Annotated in this window: 14 protein-coding genes; 6 read left to right on the top strand and 8 right to left on the bottom strand. The window is 65.0% G+C overall.

Going from position 1 to position 16,373, the window contains the following annotated elements:
- Position 1 precedes the first annotated feature (1 nt).
- The 5 genes from NFG57_RS12170 to leuS all read right to left on the bottom strand — a co-directional run bounded on the left by NFG57_RS12170 (position 2) and on the right by leuS (position 6,062).
- Positions 2-391: a PA2779 family protein gene (locus tag NFG57_RS12170; protein ID WP_045992681.1), complete on the bottom strand. Its 390-nt coding sequence runs from the start codon at positions 389-391 to the stop codon at positions 2-4.
- A 148-nt stretch (positions 392-539) separates the two neighbouring features.
- Positions 540-1,616, bottom strand: a complete 1,077-nt coding sequence (locus tag NFG57_RS12165) for a GGDEF domain-containing protein (RefSeq protein ID WP_348814418.1) — start codon at positions 1,614-1,616, stop codon at positions 540-542.
- Between the two features lie 199 nt (positions 1,617-1,815).
- Positions 1,816-2,877: a DNA polymerase III subunit delta gene (holA, locus tag NFG57_RS12160; protein ID WP_045992656.1), complete on the bottom strand. Its 1,062-nt coding sequence runs from the start codon at positions 2,875-2,877 to the stop codon at positions 1,816-1,818.
- Between the two features lie 7 nt (positions 2,878-2,884).
- Entirely contained in the window at positions 2,885-3,376 is a 492-nt protein-coding gene (gene lptE / locus NFG57_RS12155; RefSeq protein ID WP_124803682.1) for an LPS assembly lipoprotein LptE, read from the bottom strand.
- Between the two features lie 109 nt (positions 3,377-3,485).
- Positions 3,486-6,062 (bottom strand): leucine--tRNA ligase, encoded by a 2,577-nt coding sequence (leuS, locus tag NFG57_RS12150; protein WP_348814417.1) that lies wholly within the window; start codon positions 6,060-6,062, stop codon positions 3,486-3,488.
- A gap of 231 nt (positions 6,063-6,293) precedes the next feature.
- On the opposite strand from leuS, the gene NFG57_RS12145 reads away from it, so the two are divergent.
- Complete coding sequence (locus NFG57_RS12145) at positions 6,294-6,806, top strand: zinc ribbon-containing protein (RefSeq protein ID WP_045992653.1); 513 nt, start codon at positions 6,294-6,296, stop codon at positions 6,804-6,806.
- 56 nt (positions 6,807-6,862) lie between these two features.
- Here NFG57_RS12145 and NFG57_RS12140 read toward each other — a convergent pair whose 3' ends face one another.
- Together NFG57_RS12140 and NFG57_RS12135 are read right to left on the bottom strand one after the other, a co-directional pair.
- Entirely contained in the window at positions 6,863-8,179 is a 1,317-nt protein-coding gene (locus tag NFG57_RS12140; protein ID WP_348816180.1) for a hypothetical protein, read from the bottom strand.
- A gap of 33 nt (positions 8,180-8,212) precedes the next feature.
- Positions 8,213-9,118, bottom strand: a complete 906-nt coding sequence (locus NFG57_RS12135; protein WP_348814416.1) for a LysR family transcriptional regulator — start codon at positions 9,116-9,118, stop codon at positions 8,213-8,215.
- 265 nt (positions 9,119-9,383) lie between these two features.
- Between NFG57_RS12135 and leuC the strand changes: the two genes are divergently transcribed.
- The 5 genes from leuC to NFG57_RS12110 all read left to right on the top strand — a co-directional run bounded on the left by leuC (position 9,384) and on the right by NFG57_RS12110 (position 14,686).
- Positions 9,384-10,829 (top strand): 3-isopropylmalate dehydratase large subunit, encoded by a 1,446-nt coding sequence (gene leuC / locus NFG57_RS12130; protein ID WP_045992651.1) that lies wholly within the window; start codon positions 9,384-9,386, stop codon positions 10,827-10,829.
- Between the two features lie 3 nt (positions 10,830-10,832).
- A complete protein-coding gene (gene leuD, locus NFG57_RS12125; protein ID WP_045992650.1) occupies positions 10,833-11,486 on the top strand; it encodes a 3-isopropylmalate dehydratase small subunit in 654 nt (217 codons plus the stop codon).
- Between the two features lie 94 nt (positions 11,487-11,580).
- A complete protein-coding gene (gene leuB / locus NFG57_RS12120) occupies positions 11,581-12,651 on the top strand; it encodes a 3-isopropylmalate dehydrogenase (RefSeq protein ID WP_045992649.1) in 1,071 nt (356 codons plus the stop codon).
- Positions 12,652-12,778: 127 nt separating this feature from the next.
- A complete protein-coding gene (gene asd, locus NFG57_RS12115; RefSeq protein WP_348814415.1) occupies positions 12,779-13,891 on the top strand; it encodes an aspartate-semialdehyde dehydrogenase in 1,113 nt (370 codons plus the stop codon).
- Between the two features lie 207 nt (positions 13,892-14,098).
- Positions 14,099-14,686, top strand: coding sequence for a uracil-DNA glycosylase (locus tag NFG57_RS12110; protein ID WP_348814414.1), 588 nt, complete (start codon positions 14,099-14,101; stop codon positions 14,684-14,686).
- Positions 14,687-14,797: 111 nt separating this feature from the next.
- Here NFG57_RS12110 and NFG57_RS12105 read toward each other — a convergent pair whose 3' ends face one another.
- Entirely contained in the window at positions 14,798-16,348 is a 1,551-nt protein-coding gene (locus NFG57_RS12105) for a hypothetical protein (protein ID WP_348814413.1), read from the bottom strand.
- Between the last annotated feature and the right edge of the window lie 25 nt (positions 16,349-16,373).

The following is a 16,373-nucleotide window of genomic DNA, read 5'->3' as shown; positions in this document are numbered from 1 at the left end:
CTTAGCGGGTGAACGGGTAGACGTCGGTCAGACCCAGGATGTCGGTGACCAGCAGGATGACGAAGACCGCGAACAGCACGCCAATGACGCTGGCGCCGGCGGGCATCTGGTCGAGCTGGTCGGCCATCTGCTGAGCTTCGGCGTCGGACAGGGCGGCTACGCGGTCCTCGACCTCACCGGGATCGACGCCCTGGAGTTCGAGTTGCTGGCGTACGTCATCGCGGGCCAGCACCTGATGGATGCGTTCTCGGGCGTCCTGGCTCTGCTGGGAGGCCAGCACGTCGTTGGTCGAGGCCAGCGGGACCGAGGTGGCGGCCCCGGCGCTGGCGGCGCCCAGGGTCAGGCACAGCATCAGAACAGTACACAGCAAGCGGCGCAGTCGTGAAGTCATGGGGGCTTCCTTGTTGATGGTGTCGGGAATTGTTCGATCCTTGGTGATGGCGACATGCATCCAGTGGCATCCTGCCGGCCGGATGCGTTGGCGACAACAGGAGTATAACGAAGGTGGTACAGGAATTTCATGCAGGTTGTTGGTTTCTCTAGCCCAGGCGGATGCAATTGCGTCCTTGATGCTTGGCCTGGTAGAGCGCCTGGTCGGCTCGTCGGTACAGGGTGGAGAAGTCGTCATCGGCGTGGCTTGAGACGGCGATGCCGATACTGACCGTAAGGTTGGCGCCGGCCGCCGGCTGGGTCAGGTCGAAGTGCTCGGTTTCGTGGCGAATTCGTTCGCCGACGGTTTCGGCGTTGCGGGCGTCCGCCTGGGGCATCAGCAGGGCGAACTCGTCGCCCCCCAGACGCGCCGCCAGATCACTGCGCCTGGCCACGCGCTTGAGCATCTCGCCGAAGGACTTCAATACCTTGTCGCCGGTGGGGTGGCCGTAGCCGTCATTGATGCGTTTGAAGTTGTCCAGATCCAGCAGCATCAGCGCCACTGGGCTGTCCGCTGGGCGCCGAAGGGCCAGCAGGTGGGGGGCCTGGTCGAGCCACTGGCGACGATTGTAGAGCTGAGTGAGGTCGTCGGTCATCGCCAGATAGTGCAGGGCGTTGCTGTGGCGTTCCAGACGCAGCAGGGCGACGAACAGCACTATGCCGACCATCAGTACCAGCGCCGTCAGTACGGTGGCCACCAATGCCAGGCGTCGGTCGAGCTTGCGCTGGTGCGACTCGGTCTCCATCAGATAGATGGCCAGCTCATCGATGGTCGAGGCGAGCCCCGGCAAGGTGCCGTCGATGTCTGCGGAGGTGCCAGAGAGAGGCGAAGGAGCGATCAGGTTGATCGAGTGCTCGGCGCGTTGCAGGTAGCCGACCACGCTGTCCCGCTGGGAGGCGGGCAGTCGCGTGGCGGTGCCCGCCAGCGTCCGCAGACGGTGTTGGAGGGTATCGGCCACTTGCGTGAGCTCGTGAGCCCGGGGCGAGTTGTCGATGCCGGCAAACTGCTTGAGTGAAGCGATGCTCGCCACATTTTCCTGAGACCGTGCCGTTTCGATGATGAGGGCGTCGCGGACAACGCCCATGGGCTGGCGCACCTGGCTCAGGTAGCCGAGCAACAGCAGGGCGCTGGCGGTCGAAAGCAAGGTGACGCCGGCGGCCAGAACCAGCGGGAAGACACGGGTCATGATGGGGGCACTCGCGGTCGCTGGCGACCAGACGCGCTGGGCGCCCAAGGGGTAATGATGCAGGTGCTTGCCCTATTCTATGCGCAGAGTACCCACAGTGCGGGGTCATACCCCCATTGGCCGGGCTGACCTATCCCATCCTGGCGTCACGGGGGGCGCCAGGACACGTCATGTGAGAGCAAGGAAGACGAATCGTCGGCTACGGCGCCACGCGATAGGACCAGGCCATTTCTGCCAGCAGTCCACGACCACCAGCGAGGGTCAATGCCAGGTCCTGAATGCCCTGTTCCAGCGGCAGGTCCGCTGCGCCCTTGATCGACAGGTCCAGGCGTTGGGCGAACATCAGAAGCTTGTGCAGACGCTTGAGTGGCAGGCGACGGATGGCTTCCTGGTAGGCGGGGCGCCGACGGTCGAAGATCGGAGGCTTCTGGGCTTTGCAGGCGTGCTCGAAGCTCTGGCCCTGGTCCAGGTGCTGATGCAGCGACAGCAGGGTGCGAATCTCGCGGGTCAGGGCCCACAGGATGATCGGTGGCTCGGTACCCTCGGCGGCCAGTCCCGCCAGGATACGTAGGACGCGCTCGCGCTCGGCTTTCAGGCAGGCATCGACCAGGGTGAAGACGTCGTAGCGGGCACTGTTCTCGACCCCGCCGGCGACGTCACGGGGGGATACCTGGGCGCCGGGAGGGAGCATCAAGGCCAGCTTCTGCAGTTCCTGGTCGGCGGCCAGAAGGTTGCCCTCGGTGCGCTCACCCAGCAGCCGGGCGGCGTCCAGCGACATCGACAGACCGTGGCGCTGGGCGCGGTCCCTCAGCCAGAAACCCAGGCGGGAAGGGTCGACCGGCCACACCGGAACGAACAGCCCCAGCTTGTCGAGCGCCTTGAACCAGGCGCTCTTCTGCTCGCGGGCGTCGAGCTTGGCGCAGCTGACCAGCAGGATGTTGTCGCTGCCCTGTGCCTGTTCGGCGTACTCCTTGAGCGCCTTGCCGCCTTCCTGGCCCGGCTTGGCGCTGCCCAGACGCAGCTCGATCAACTTGCGCGAGGCGAAAAGCGACAGGCTCGCCGCGGACTCGGTGAGGCGGCCCCAGGCGAAGTTGGCCTCGACGTGGAGCACCTCTCGTTCCTCGACGCCCGACTCGCGCGCACGTGCCCGGACCTGGTCGCAGGCCTCCATGTGCTGCAGAGGCTCATCACCGGCGACGATGATGACAGGGGGCACGGACTTCGAAAGCGCGTCCGGCAGCTTGTCGGCAAAGACCTTCATGGGTGAATCAGACTTCCTCGATGGCGCGCAGTCGGTCGATCATCTGGCGTACGGCCTCGCGGCGGGCGTTTTCCAGGGCATCGGCGCGTAGCTCATCCTGGGACAGCAGGTTGTCGTCGGTGATCGAGAACTCTTCGAGCACCTCCACCGCCTGGCGATCGGCCAGGTAGGCGCCATCGCTTGCGCGCTGGATCGAGTAGGGAATCCGCAGCACCAGTTGCTGGTCCTGAGAGCCGGTATCGAGCACGCCGACCTGACGGATGCTGACGTCTTCGCCACCCAGGTTGAGACGCAGCGACGCCGTCTCGTCGACGCGGGTGCCGAGGCTTTCCAGACGCTTGGTCAACTGCTCGGCGAAGGGGGTGTCGGCACCGTCGAGCGCCAGGCTGTCCAGGGACAGCACCTCGCCGCCGACGCCGCGCAGGTGGAAGCCGCAGCCCGCGAGCAGCAGGGCGGCGCCGGAGGCCAGGGTCAGACCAAGGAAGTGACGACGCTGCATGGGAACTCCTTGTCCAGCGTGAGGGAAAAACCGAAGGCACAGCCTTCGGCATCATGTCCTGGTATCACCGACAGACTGAAGCGGCGGGTGAGACGCCCGCCGCGAGCTGTCAGTTGGCGACGATGTTGACCAGCTTGCCCGGCACCACGATCACCTTGCGCAGGGTCTTGCCGTCGGTATGGCGCTGGACGTTGTCGTTGGCCAGTGCCAGCGCTTCGACGGCGGCCTTGTCGGCGTCGGCGGGCACCTCGAGGCGCGCGCGCAGCTTGCCGTTGACCTGCACCACCAGCTCGATGCTGTCGCGCGCCAGGGCGCTTTCGTCGAACGCCGGCCAGGTGGCATCGATGACCGCGCCGTCATGGCCCAGTGAGCGCCACAGTGCGTGGCAGGCGTGGGGCGTGATCGGTGACAGCAGCAGCACGCAGGCCTCGATCGCCTCGCGGCTGACCGCCAGGCCCTGAGGGCTGGTATCGCCGAACTTGGCGATTGCGTTGGTCAGCTCCATCACCGCGGCGATCGCGGTATTGAAGGTGGTGCGGCGGCCGATGTCGTCGCCGGCCTTCTTGATCGTCTCGTGGGTCTTGCGGCGCAGTTCGCGCTGGGCGTCGTCGAGCGAGGCGATGGCGGCGGCATCCAGCGCTGCCGGCGTACCGGCCTCCAGATGCTCCGCGACCAGACGCCACAGCCGCTTGAGGAAGCGGTGGGCGCCCTCGACGCCGGAGTCGGACCACTCCAGTGACTGCTCCGGGGGCGCGGCGAACATCATGAACAGGCGCACGGTGTCGGCACCGAAGCGATCGATCATGGCCTGGGGGTCGACGCCGTTGTTCTTGGACTTCGACATCTTCTCGATGCCGCCCATCTCCACCGGCTGGCCATCGCTGATCAGGGTGGCGCTGAGCGGGCGTCCCTTGTCGTCACGCTTGACCTCGACGTCGGCGGGGTTGAACCACTCCTTGCCGCCGTTGGCCTCGGGGCGGTAGAAGGTCTCGGCGATCACCATGCCCTGGGTCAGCAGGCGCTGGAACGGCTCGTCGGAGTCGACCAGACCGAAGTCGCGCATCAGCTTGTGGAAGAAGCGGGCGTAGAGCAGGTGGAGGATGGCGTGCTCGATGCCACCGATGTACAGATCCACCGGCAGCCAGTAGTTGGCGCGCTCGTCCAGCATGGCCTCCGGGTTGTCGGCGCAGCAGAAGCGTGCGTAGTACCAGGAGGACTCCATGAAGGTATCGAAGGTGTCGGTCTCGCGGGTCCAGCCATCGCCCAGATCGCTGAACGCCGGCATCTTCTTGAGCGGCGAGCCGGAAGCGTCCACGGTGACCTCCAGCGGCAGCGCCACCGGCAGCTCGTCGTCGGTGAGCGGCACGGTCTGGCCCTCGGGGCCGTACTTGACCGGAATCGGCGCGCCCCAGTAGCGCTGGCGGGCCACGCCCCAGTCGCGCAGGCGGTAGTTGGTCTTGACCTCGCCGTGGCCGTCGCGCTCGAGGCGGCTGGCGATGGCGTCGAAGGCCGCCTGGAAGTCGAGGCCGTCAAACTCGCCGGAGTTGATCAGGCTGCCGTGCTCGACCCAGGCGCCCTGGGACAGGTCCGGGGCCTGGCCATCGGCGTCGGCGATCACCGCGCGGATCGGGAGTTCATACTTGGTGGCGAACTCCCAGTCACGCTGATCGTGGCCGGGCACCGCCATCACCGCACCGGTGCCGTATTCCATCAGCACGAAGTTGGCGACATATACCGGCACACGGTCGCCGGTCAGCGGGTGGATGGCCTCGAAGCCGGTGGCCATGCCGCGTTTTTCCATGGTCGCAAGCTCGGCTTCCGAGGTGCCGCCGTGGGAGCACTCCTCGAGGAAGGCGGCGAGTTCGGGCTTGCCCTCGGCGGCCTTGATCGCCAGCGGGTGGCCGGCGGCCACCGCCACGTAGGTCACCCCCATCAGGGTGTCGGGGCGGGTGGTGTAGACTCTAAGCGGCTCGTCGCCATCGACGTCGAAGGCCAGCTCGACCCCCTTGGACTTGCCGATCCAGTTGCGCTGCATGGTCTTGACCTGCTCGGGCCACTCGACCTTGTCCAGATCCGCCAGCAGCTCATCGGCGTAGTCGGTGATCTTCAAGAACCACAGCGGGATTTCCTTGCGCTCCACCGGCGCACCGGAGCGCCAGCCACAGCCGTCGATGACCTGCTCGTTGGCCAGTACGGTCTGATCCACCGGGTCCCAGTTGACGGTGGACATCTTCTTGTAGACCAGGCCTTTTTCCACCAGCTTGGTGAAGAACCACTGCTCCCAGCGGTAATAGTCGCTGTCGCAGGTGGCGAACTCACGATCCCAGTCATAGGCAAAGCCCAGCGCCTTGAGCTGGGCACGCATGTAGTCGATGTTCTCGTAGGTCCACTTGGCCGGCGGTACCTGGTTCTTGATCGCGGCGTTTTCCGCCGGCATGCCGAAAGCGTCCCAGCCCATCGGCTGCATCACGTTCTTGCCCTGCATGCGCTGGAAGCGGCTGACCACGTCGCCGATGGTGTAGTTGCGTACATGCCCCATGTGCAGCTTGCCGCTGGGGTAGGGGAACATCGACAGGCAGTAGAATTTCTCGCGATCCTGATCCTCGATCGCCTTGAAACACTGGTTTTCATTCCAGAACTGCTGGGCGTCGTGTTCGATTTCGTGGGGCTTGTACTGGGCGTCCATCGCGGTCTTCGAGTACCTTGCAATCAAGGCGCGCCCAAGGCGGCGCGCAGGGTATGGGTATCGTCCGGCGGCAGGGTTGTGCAGAATCAAGGTTGATGCGGCCCTGTCACCGGCGCGGCAATGATGCCCGCAAGGATACCCCAGCAGCCCGGGGTCCGGCTATGGTGGGCCGCCAGTGTTCCGTTCGGGTTACCCCGAGCGGTCCTTGTCTGCATCAAGGAGGACACCGTCATGAGTGATCAACATTCTTCGTCCGGCGAACATCGTCTGCGCGACGGCTATGAGCGGGTACTGGCCCGGCTCAAGGAAGGGGCCGAGGACCTCACCTGGGACAACCTGCAGAAGGATCTCGATGACGCCGTGGAGTTCGAGGCGGAGCTCGAGGAGTACACCAAGGACGAACTGGCGCTGCTCAGGGCCTGGGTCGAGCGTGATCTCAAGGACATGCGGCGCTACCTGGCTGCCGGCGGCGAGGGCGTGGCCAGCTGGCTCGGCATCGACCTGACCATCCTGTCGCGCAAGGTGGTCGACTCACTTTTGTCGATCGCCGATCGCAGCGTGATCGAGCGCGAGCAGCTCGAGGACGACCTTGAGGCCTCCCGTGCCGACTACACCGCCGGCGAACTGGCGGCGCCGGGACGCATGTCCTGCGTGCACTGCGACGCCGTGGTCGAACTGCACGGGGTCAAGCGTATCGAGCCCTGCCATCAATGCGGCCATCGCTACTTTGGGCGTGTCGGCTGACGTCTGCCGACCGCGCCGTCGGCGCAATATCAGGTGGCTATCGTCTGGCGTGCGGCTCAGACCGAGACGGCCTGGGCCAGGCAGGCGATTGCCACCAGCACCAGCGCCGACATGACCAGAGCGTAGTGTAGATTGTGCTTCATCATGCGATAGCCACTGATCCCGTAGCGCCCCTGCAGTGACAGGTTGATGCCCGACAGCGGGCCGACGGCGGTGCCCACGCCCCAGGATGCCAGGGCGACGAAACCGAACAGGGTCTGGTGGGGGCCATCCAGATCCAGCATCGAGGCCAGCACCGAGATGCCGATGATCGGGTGCAACCCGGCAATGGCGCTGGCAACGATGGCCACATAACTCAGCATGGCAGGCCCCACGCCAAAGTCGGCAAACAGCGTCCAGTCACCGTTGGTGGCGGCGGCGACCAGGATCGAGAGTCCCTTGGTCAGAAGTCCCGCACACAGAAACAGGGTGATTTCGCCGCGCATGCCCGGCAGTCGGTAGTGAAGGTGGCGAATAAGGCGTTCTCGGGTCGCTGCAGCGCCCCTGGCCAGGTTGGCGGCCAGCGCCAGTGTCGGCATCAGGAAGGTGATGATGCTGACGATGGTCAGAGACGGTGTGATGACGTAGTGAAACACCATCACCAGTCCGGCCACGCTGGCCGGCATCAGCAGACTGCGGGGGGACAGTGAAAAGCCGGGGACCTCGCTGACGTCGAAGCGGCGTGACAGTTCGAACACGCTGTAGAGTCCGCCGGCAAAGGCCAGCGGCAGTCCGGCGGCCAGCACCGTGGTGTATTCAAGCGATGGAGCCAGGGAGACCGCCACGCCCATGGCGGCGAAGAACGGCGACCACATGGCGGCGCTGGAAAGCCCTCGGTTGAGCCCCAGTAGTTGAACCTCGAGCAGACGACCGCGGCGCTCCAGGCGATCGCCGACCATGAAGACCGCGGACAGGTTGAGGATGGCCCCGAGCAGCTGCACCCCCAGCCAGGTCCCGGCCAGACCTCGGCGCCCGGTCACCGGTTCGCTGTTCGGTGGCCCCTCCGAGGGGCGCCCGATCAAGGCGATAAAGCTCACCCCTACCAGCATGGCCACCACGAAGGCGTTGCCATCGAGCAAGGTGGTGATGTCGGGGGTGGCGTCGAAGCCCACCACCGCCAACGCCAGAAAGGCAAGCCCCAGCACCGCCAGCACGCCGGCCTGCCACTGATTGCGCCGGGGAATGTCCGGCCACATCAGCAGGCTGGCGGCCCACAAGGGCAGGCTGACGCTCCAGCTCGGCAGCCCGTCGAGGCCCAGGCCCGCGATCTGCGTCAGCAGGCCCGCCAACGTCAGTGCGCCGGCCAGACGGTGTCGCGGTGGAGGGAGAGGCATGCGAGTCATTCAGACGTCCCTGTGGTCGTGCGCTCAAGGCGAGGCGGGGTCTGCCACGGCTTCCTGGTCGAGGCATTCGAGCAGCGAGCGGGCGGCGTTGGACAGGGTGCGGTCGCGGTGCACCAGGTAGCCGAGCGGGCGCTGTATCGCAGGCTCCTCGAGGGCCAGCCGGACCAGTCTTTGGCTGGCGATGTCCCGCTCGACCATGGGGTCGGGCAACAGACTCCAGCCAAGCCCGGCCGAGGCCATCATCTTGAGGGTTTCCAGATAGTTGGTCGACTGTCCCACCCGCGGCGTCAGACCGTGCCTGGCCAGCCGCTCGAGGATCAGCTGGCGGGTGAAGGTCAGTGGCCCCGGCAACAGGGCGTCATGCTCGCACAGGGTCGCCAGGGTTACGCGGCTCTCCCGGGCGAGCGGATGCTCCGGGGCGGCAACGAAGGTCATGTCGTCGACCCACACTCTGGTAGCGCGAAGCTGAGGGTCGGGGTGGGCCGACAGGGTCACCAGGGCCACCTCGATATCGCCGTCCAGCACGCCCTGGTAGGCCTGCTCGGAGTCGAGAAAGCGCAGGTCGAGGCGCACCTCCGGGTAGCGCTTGACGTAGCTGCCCAGCACCGGCGGCAGCCGGTGCAGTCCGATATGATGGCTGGTGGCCAGGGTCAACTCGCCGCTGACCTCGTCGCTCAGGTTGCTCAGGGCCCGGCGGCTGTCGTCGACCATGACCAGGATCTGGCGTGCCCGCGGCAGCAGCAGTCGTCCGGCTTCGGTCAGACTGACGCGGCGGCCGATACGGTCGAACAGGCGGGCCCGTGTCAGCGCCTCCAGGCTGGCGATACGCTTGCTGACGGCCGGCTGGGTGAGGTGCAGCTGCTCTGCGGCGCGGGAGAAGCTGCCGCTGTCGGCCACTGCGAGAAAGGCCTGCAGGCTCTGGGTATCCATGGCAGTGCTCCCGGGGCGGATGACGAGGGAAAGTGGCGACGATTTGCCGGGTAATGATGTATTCCACTTGGGAATCGTTTGAATAAATAACATGAATTGATTTTATTGGCGAGTGGCGCGACACTCGACCTATCCCATCCCCGGGCAAGGCCCGCGGGACCGGCAAACGACCGTTTTCGATCAATCGAGAGGGGCGGCTTCAGAACGACCGACAGGCCCACCGCCAGCGTGGCGCCTGGAGCCAAGCCCCCGGAGGAGACACCGCATGGCAGGCCAGACACTCTACGACAAGTTGTGGCGACAGCACCTGGTCAAGGAGCGCGACGATGGCACCGCGCTGATCTATATCGATCGTCAACTGCTGCACGAGGTGACCTCGCCCCAGGCCTTTGAAGGTCTGCGTCTGGCCGGGCGCAAGCCGTGGCGGCTGGACGCCAACCTGGCGACGCCGGACCACAACGTACCGACCACCGTGAAGGAACGTTCCGAGGGCAACAGCGGGATCAAGGATCCGGTATCACTGATCCAGGTGCAGACGCTTGATGATAACTGCGAGGCCTTCGGTATCGAGGAGTTTCGCATCAATGACCCGCGCCAGGGCATCGTCCACGTGGTCGGCCCCGAGCAGGGTGCGACGCTGCCGGGCATGACCGTGGTGTGTGGTGACTCCCATACCGCTACCCACGGCGCCTTTGCCGCCTTGGCCCATGGCATCGGCACCTCCGAGGTCGAGCACGTGCTGGCCACCCAGTGTCTGCTGGCGCAGAAGATGAAGAACATGCAGGTGCGCGTCGAAGGCGAGCTGGGCGAGGGCGTCACCGCCAAGGACGTGGTGCTGGCGATCATCGGCGAGATCGGTACCGCCGGTGGCACCGGCTACGCCATCGAGTTTGCCGGCAGCGCCATCGAGAGCCTGTCGATGGAAGGTCGCATGACGGTGTGCAACATGGCCATCGAGGCCGGAGCCCGGGTCGGCCTGATCGCGGTGGACGACACCACCATCGAGTATCTGGCCGAGCGCCCCTTTGCTCCCAGCGGCGAGCAGTGGGACGCCGCCGTGGCCGACTGGCGCGAGCTGGTCTCCGATGCGGACGCCGTGTTCGACAAGGTGGTGACGCTGGACGCTGCGTCCATCGAGCCTCAGGTCAGCTGGGGCACCAGCCCCGAGATGGTTACCGGTGTCAGCGGTGAGGTCCCGGATCCCGCCGAGGCCGATGACGACACCGCGCGCACCGGCATCACCCGGGCGCTTGAGTACATGGGGCTGTCACCGCGCCAGAAGATCACCGATATCCGCCTCGACAAGGTGTTCATCGGGTCCTGCACCAACTCACGCATCGAAGATCTGCGTGAGGCGGCCAAGGTGGCCCGTGGTCGCAAGGTCGCCGACAGCATCCAGCTGGCGATGGTCGTCCCGGGCTCCGGTCTGGTGAAGCGTCAGGCCGAGGAGGAAGGGCTCCACAAGGTGTTCATCGAGGCCGGCTTCGAGTGGCGTGAGCCCGGCTGCTCCATGTGTCTGGCGATGAACGCCGACAAGCTCGGTGCCGGCGAGCACTGCGCCTCCACCTCCAACCGCAACTTCGAGGGGCGTCAGGGTTACGGTGGTCGCACCCACCTGGTCAGCCCTGCCATGGCCGCCGCTGCCGCCATCGCCGGCCACTTCGTCGATGTGCGCCAGTTTGATTCCACCACCGCTCGCCAGGAGGCCTGAGCCATGCAAAAGTTCGAACGCCTCGAGGGTCTGGTCGCGCCGATGGATCGGGCCAACGTCGACACCGACCTGATCATCCCCAAGCAGTTTCTGAAGTCGATCAAGCGTACCGGCTTCGGCGTCAACCTGTTCGATGAACTGCGCTATCTCGACGAGGGCCAGCCCGGTCAGGACGTCAGTCAGCGCCCGCTGAACCCGGATTTCGTACTCAATCAGCCGCGTTATCAGGGGGCCCAGGTGCTGCTGGCACGGCGCAACTTCGGCTGCGGCAGTTCTCGTGAGCACGCGCCCTGGGCGCTGGAGGACTTCGGCTTCCGCGCCGTCATCGCGCCGAGTTTCGCCGATATCTTCTACAACAATGCCTTCAAGAACGGCATCCTGCTGATTACTCTCCCCGAAGAGCAGGTCGACCGGCTGTTCGCCGAGGTCGAGGCCAACGAGGGCTACCGTCTCGATATCGATCTCGAGCACCAGCGTGTGGTGACCCCTGGCGGCGAGATCCTCGAGTTCGAGGTGGACGCTTTCCGCAAGCACTGCCTGCTTGAAGGCCTCGACGATATCGGCATCACCCTCAAGGACGAGGCCGCCATCGCCGATTTCGAGGCGCGTCATCGCACCGCTCGCCCCTGGCTGTTCCGCGAGCCGGCCAAGGCGTAGACCTGTCTCTCATCGACAGCTGGCCCCGCCCGATGGCGGGGCCTACGATTCTCTCGATCTTCATCTTTCTGCCAGCTTTCAGGAACCCCATCTCATGACCCGCAAGATTCTTGTCCTTCCCGGTGACGGCATCGGCCCCGAGATCACCGCCCAGGCCAGCCGCGTGCTCGAGGCGCTCAAGGCCAAGGGGCTCGACGTGGACGTGGAGGAAGCGCTCGTAGGCGGCGGCGCCTATGACGTCCACGGCGTGCCCTTGCCCGAGGAGACCCTGGCCAAGGCGCGTGCGGCGGACGCCATCCTGCTGGGGGCCGTAGGCGGCCCCCAGTGGGACACCATCGAGGACCTTTCCAAGCGACCCGAGAAGGGGCTTCTGGGGCTGCGCAAGGAGCTGGGGCTGTTTGGCAACCTGCGCCCGGCCATCCTGTATCCGCAGCTGGCGGAGGCCTCGACCCTCAAGCCCGAGGTGGTGTCCGGGCTCGATATCATGATCGTGCGCGAGCTGACCGGCGGTATCTACTTCGGCCAGCCCCGCGGCGTCGAGGAGCGTGACGGTGAGCGCGTCGGCTTCAACACCTACGTCTACAGCGAGAGCGAGATCGAGCGTATCGGCCGGGTAGCCTTCGAGATGGCGCGCAAGCGTGACAAGAAGCTTTGCAGCGTCGACAAGGCCAACGTGCTGGAGGTCACCATCCTGTGGCGCGAGGTGATGGAGCGCCTGTCCGCCGAGTACCCGGACGTGGAACTGTCGCACATGTACGTGGACAACGCCGCCATGCAGCTGGTGCGCGCGCCCAAGCAGTTCGACGTGGTAGTGACCGGCAACATGTTCGGCGACATCCTGTCCGACGCCGCCGCCATGCTGACCGGCTCCATCGGCATGCTGCCGTCGGCCTCGCTCAATGAAAGCGGCCAGGGCATGTACGAGCCTTGCCACGGCAGCGCCCCGGATATCGCTGGCCAGGGTGTGGCCAATCCGCTGGCCACCATCCTCTCGGTGGCGATGATGCTGCGCTATTCGCTCAACGAGCCGGCCATGGCCGAGCGCATCGAGGCTGCGGTGGGCAAGGTGCTGGATCAGGGCCTGCGCACCGCCGACATCGCCTATCCGGGCACCCGCCAGGTGTCCACCAGTGAGATGGGGGATGCGGTGCTGGCGGCGCTTTAACGCCTTTGTTAATGGTGCTGGCGCCCGGCAATCGGGCGTCGCCCATCCTGACTGTGCCGGTGGCATCTGAAAGGTGCTGCCGGTTTCTGTATAATGATTGCCTCACTCGATTTCTGGAGGACTTCACATGTTGAAAGTCGGTTTCGTCGGTTGGCGTGGCATGGTGGGTTCCGTGCTCATGCAGCGGATGGTGGAAGATGGAGATTTCAACGGCATCGAGCCGGTCTTCTTCACCACCTCCCAGGTCGGTCAGGCCGGCCCCGACGTGGGTGTGGACGTGCCTCCGCTGAAGGACGCCTTCGACATCGAGGCGCTCAAGGCGCTGGACGTGATCATCACCTGCCAGGGCGGCGACTACACCAAGAAGGTCTATGAAGACCTGCGCGGTGCCGGCTGGAAGGGCTACTGGATCGACGCTGCCAGCACCCTGCGCATGAGCGATGACGCCACCATCGTGCTCGACCCGGTCAACCGCAAGGTGATCGACGCCCAGCTCGACGCCGGTGCGCGCACCTTCGTTGGCGGCAACTGCACCGTCAGCCTGATGCTGATGGGCCTCGGCGGGTTGTTCGAGGCGGACATGATCGAGTGGATGACCTCCATGACGTATCAGGCCGCATCCGGCTCCGGCGCCAAGCACATGCGCGAGCTGCTCAACCAGATGGGCGGCCTGCGTGACAGCGTGGCAAGCGAGCTCAAGGATCCGGCCAGTGCCATCCTCGACATCGACCGCAAGGTCACCGAGGCGATGCGTACTGGCGCCATCCCCACCGACAACTTCGGTGCGCCGCTCGCCGGCAGCCTGCTGCCGTGGATCGATTCCAAGCTGGATAACGGTCAGAGCCGCGAGGAATGGAAGGGCTACGTCGAGACCAACAAGATTCTCGGCCGCCAGGAAAGCCCGGTCCCCATCGACGGCCTGTGCGTGCGTATCGGCGCCATGCGCTCTCATAGTCAGGCGTTCACCATCAAGCTCAAGCAGGATGTGCCGCTCGACGAGATCGAGGAGCGTATCGCCAGCCACAACGAGTGGGTCAAGGTCATCCCCAATGACAAGGACGCCACCATCGATGGGCTGACGCCGACTGCCGCCACCGGCACCCTGAGCATCCCGGTGGGTCGTCTGCGCAAGCTGAACATGGGTGGTGAGTACCTCAGTGCCTTCAGCGTCGGTGACCAGCTTTTGTGGGGCGCCGCCGAGCCGCTCAAGCGCATGCTCAAGGTACTGCGCGAGCGCTAAGGCAAAGCACTATCGGTTCGTCGGGGCGCCTTTTGGGCGCCCCGACGTCGTTCAGGGCCTCTGATGTGCGGGCCCATCGCGTTTTTTACATGATCGATCAGCACCGGAGCAGGGCGCTTGGGCCAGACCACCGTTCGTTCATTCGTCAGGCGATTACGCAGGCGGCCAGATGGGCCGGACGTTGCCAACCCCTGGCGCAAGAAACCATTGGCCGACAACCTGACGGCCTATCTCGAGCTGATGCTGGAACACGCCAGGGAAACGACCGCCGCTGGCCGGCCCAGACTGCTGCTGGTGGCCGAAGCACTGGGCTTCAAGGGTGGTGGCGAGACGGGAATCCCGTTGTCGAGTCCAGCACTACTGCGTTCTTGTAAGCATCCCTTTATCGAGACGCTGAGACCGCACCTCGCCCTGGTGCCGGAGGGCGGCAGCGAAGCCACCGCCACCATCGCCTGGGAGTGCTTCGCACGTCTTGGGATGACCCCGCTGGTGTGGAACGCCTTTCCCTTTCACCCCCATCAGATAGCGCGGACGCACAGCAACCGCGCGCCACGCGCAGCAGAGCTGAGCGAAGGCATCGACTGGCTCAGGCGGCTGGATCAGCTGGTCGCTGCCCACTCGACGCCGATGATGGTGGCTGGGGTGGGGCGCAAGGGCACCCTGGCGGCCCAGGTTGCCTTTCCCGAGCGCGAGGTCCTCGCCCTGCGTCACCCTTCCTACGGCGGCAAGGCCGAATTCGAGCGCGGCCTCAGGCAGTTGATGAGTCGGCTGGATACTGCCGACCCTGCTCGCTAGAAAGCGCTCCCGAAGCGGACCGCTCGATTGACCTGCTTGCAGGGCGCGGTCTGACTGTGTGTCAGTCACAATTCGAAAGGTCGATGAGCCAAGGCACTTTTGGTGCACGCCTTAGATATCGGCAGGGATCGTCGTATCCTCCAGCAGAGTGCGCAAATCCTCGTTGATCGTTGGCGCCATTTCGCTATCGAGAGAGGTCTGCGCCGTTATCGGCGAGGGACTCGGATCATCGGCCAAGATGGGAGTGATGGCGGGGTCAGTGAGTTTGCCAGCGCTCTCGCTGTCATCGAGTAGCTCGGCGATATCGAGTGGCTCGGCTGCGGGAGTGTCCTGGTTTGATCGTCCCTTCACCGGCGAGTCGTCGTTGATGCGCACGAGCAGCTCACCCAGGGCGCTGTCGCCGTCGCTGTCGGTGATCCGGTAGCCAAAGCTCAGATCCAGATTGTCCTCGATGTTGACCCCACCATGATCCAGCGGGCGAGCCAGGGTGACGCGGTAGGTGCCATCCTCCACGTCCAGCAGCTCGACGTGAAGTGCTGTCCTGCCATCGGCGTCGAGACCGGACAGCTGCTTGCCCTCAGCGCTTGGCTGCCAGTCGATCCGTGTGCCACCGGAACGGATATCAGGAAGGTTGTGGGTTTCCCAGACAACGTCTCCGGCGCCGTCGTCTCCAAAGTCGTAGCCGAGGTTGCCCATGGCGACGGTTGCCTCGCCGGGTATGTCACCGATTCCGCCGGGCTCACCCCCCGGCAGGCCATCCTCATCGAGCAAGGCAAGTGGCGATGAGGTTGCAAGGTCACCATCACTCAAGGGCGTCGTTGGGCGATCGTCAGACAGTAGTGCTGCATTGACGCTGATGCGACCCTCGCTTGCCACGCTATCGCCATCACCATCGGTGGTGACAATCTGAAAGACCAGCTCTGTGTCTGAGGTGATGTTGGGGCTCGCGTTCAGGGTGAAACTGCCGTCCGAGTTGACCGTCAGGCTTCCCTGTGGAGTAAAGATGCGTTGATCCAGCTCGAACTCGGTGGTGCTGCCGGACAGGGTCACCTTGGTGGAATCGACGCCATCGGCGCCGCCGCGCTGGCGCCAGAAGCCGGTCACATTGTCGCCAGCGTCCACGGCGACGGGTGAATCGATGGTATTTGTCGGGGAGTCATCGTCAATCACGATGCCTACCCTGGCAGATGCCTGATTGTTCTGGCTGTCGCGAATGGTGTACTTGACCGAAAAGGCCAGATCATCCTCGTTACCTGTGATGGGATGATCCAGTGGCGCGCGCAGGGCAAGGCGATAGGCCCCGGTATCGATGTCGGTAACGGTCAGGTGCAAGACGGTCTGGCCGTCCAGGGTCCTGGCTGCCAGGGTCTTGCCGCTGGGCGAAACGACATAGTGTAGCGCTTCGCCCTGGGACGACAGGCTCGGCAGGCCGCTGGATGACCACGAGAAGGGCGCAAAATCTGCCGCTCCCAGACTGCCAAAGCTGTAGGGGATGGTGCCGGTGATCACCGTCGCAGACCCGCCAAGGTCGCTCGGGCCTTCGAGATTACCGCCAGGAAGCCCATCCTCATCCACGCTGGCGACCGTACTGATATCGTCGCCTTCCTCTAACGGGGGCGACTGGATGGTCGCGGCAACGAAACTATCCAAGCCAGATTTCATGGTAAAACTCCTTGCCGGTAAGTGA

Source organism: Halomonas sp. H10-59 (genome assembly GCF_040070555.1).
Classification (GTDB): Bacteria; Pseudomonadota; Gammaproteobacteria; order Pseudomonadales; family Halomonadaceae; genus Halomonas; species Halomonas litopenaei.
This window is presented reverse-complemented; position numbering and strand designations above follow the sequence as displayed.

Coding starts and splice junctions, on each gene's coding strand:
- NFG57_RS12105 (WP_348814413.1), bottom strand. CDS start 16,348: ATGAAATCTGGCTTGGATAGTTTCGTTGCCGCGACCATCCAGTCGCCC.
- lptE (WP_124803682.1), bottom strand. CDS start 3,376: ATGCAGCGTCGTCACTTCCTTGGTCTGACCCTGGCCTCCGGCGCCGCC.
- leuD (WP_045992650.1), top strand. CDS start 10,833: ATGCAAAAGTTCGAACGCCTCGAGGGTCTGGTCGCGCCGATGGATCGG.
- NFG57_RS12170 (WP_045992681.1), bottom strand. CDS start 391: ATGACTTCACGACTGCGCCGCTTGCTGTGTACTGTTCTGATGCTGTGC.
- leuB (WP_045992649.1), top strand. CDS start 11,581: ATGACCCGCAAGATTCTTGTCCTTCCCGGTGACGGCATCGGCCCCGAG.
- NFG57_RS12140 (WP_348816180.1), bottom strand. CDS start 8,179: ATGCCTCTCCCTCCACCGCGACACCGTCTGGCCGGCGCACTGACGTTG.
- leuC (WP_045992651.1), top strand. CDS start 9,384: ATGGCAGGCCAGACACTCTACGACAAGTTGTGGCGACAGCACCTGGTC.
- leuS (WP_348814417.1), bottom strand. CDS start 6,062: ATGGACGCCCAGTACAAGCCCCACGAAATCGAACACGACGCCCAGCAG.
- NFG57_RS12145 (WP_045992653.1), top strand. CDS start 6,294: ATGAGTGATCAACATTCTTCGTCCGGCGAACATCGTCTGCGCGACGGC.
- NFG57_RS12165 (WP_348814418.1), bottom strand. CDS start 1,616: ATGACCCGTGTCTTCCCGCTGGTTCTGGCCGCCGGCGTCACCTTGCTT.
- NFG57_RS12135 (WP_348814416.1), bottom strand. CDS start 9,118: ATGGATACCCAGAGCCTGCAGGCCTTTCTCGCAGTGGCCGACAGCGGC.
- asd (WP_348814415.1), top strand. CDS start 12,779: ATGTTGAAAGTCGGTTTCGTCGGTTGGCGTGGCATGGTGGGTTCCGTG.
- holA (WP_045992656.1), bottom strand. CDS start 2,877: ATGAAGGTCTTTGCCGACAAGCTGCCGGACGCGCTTTCGAAGTCCGTG.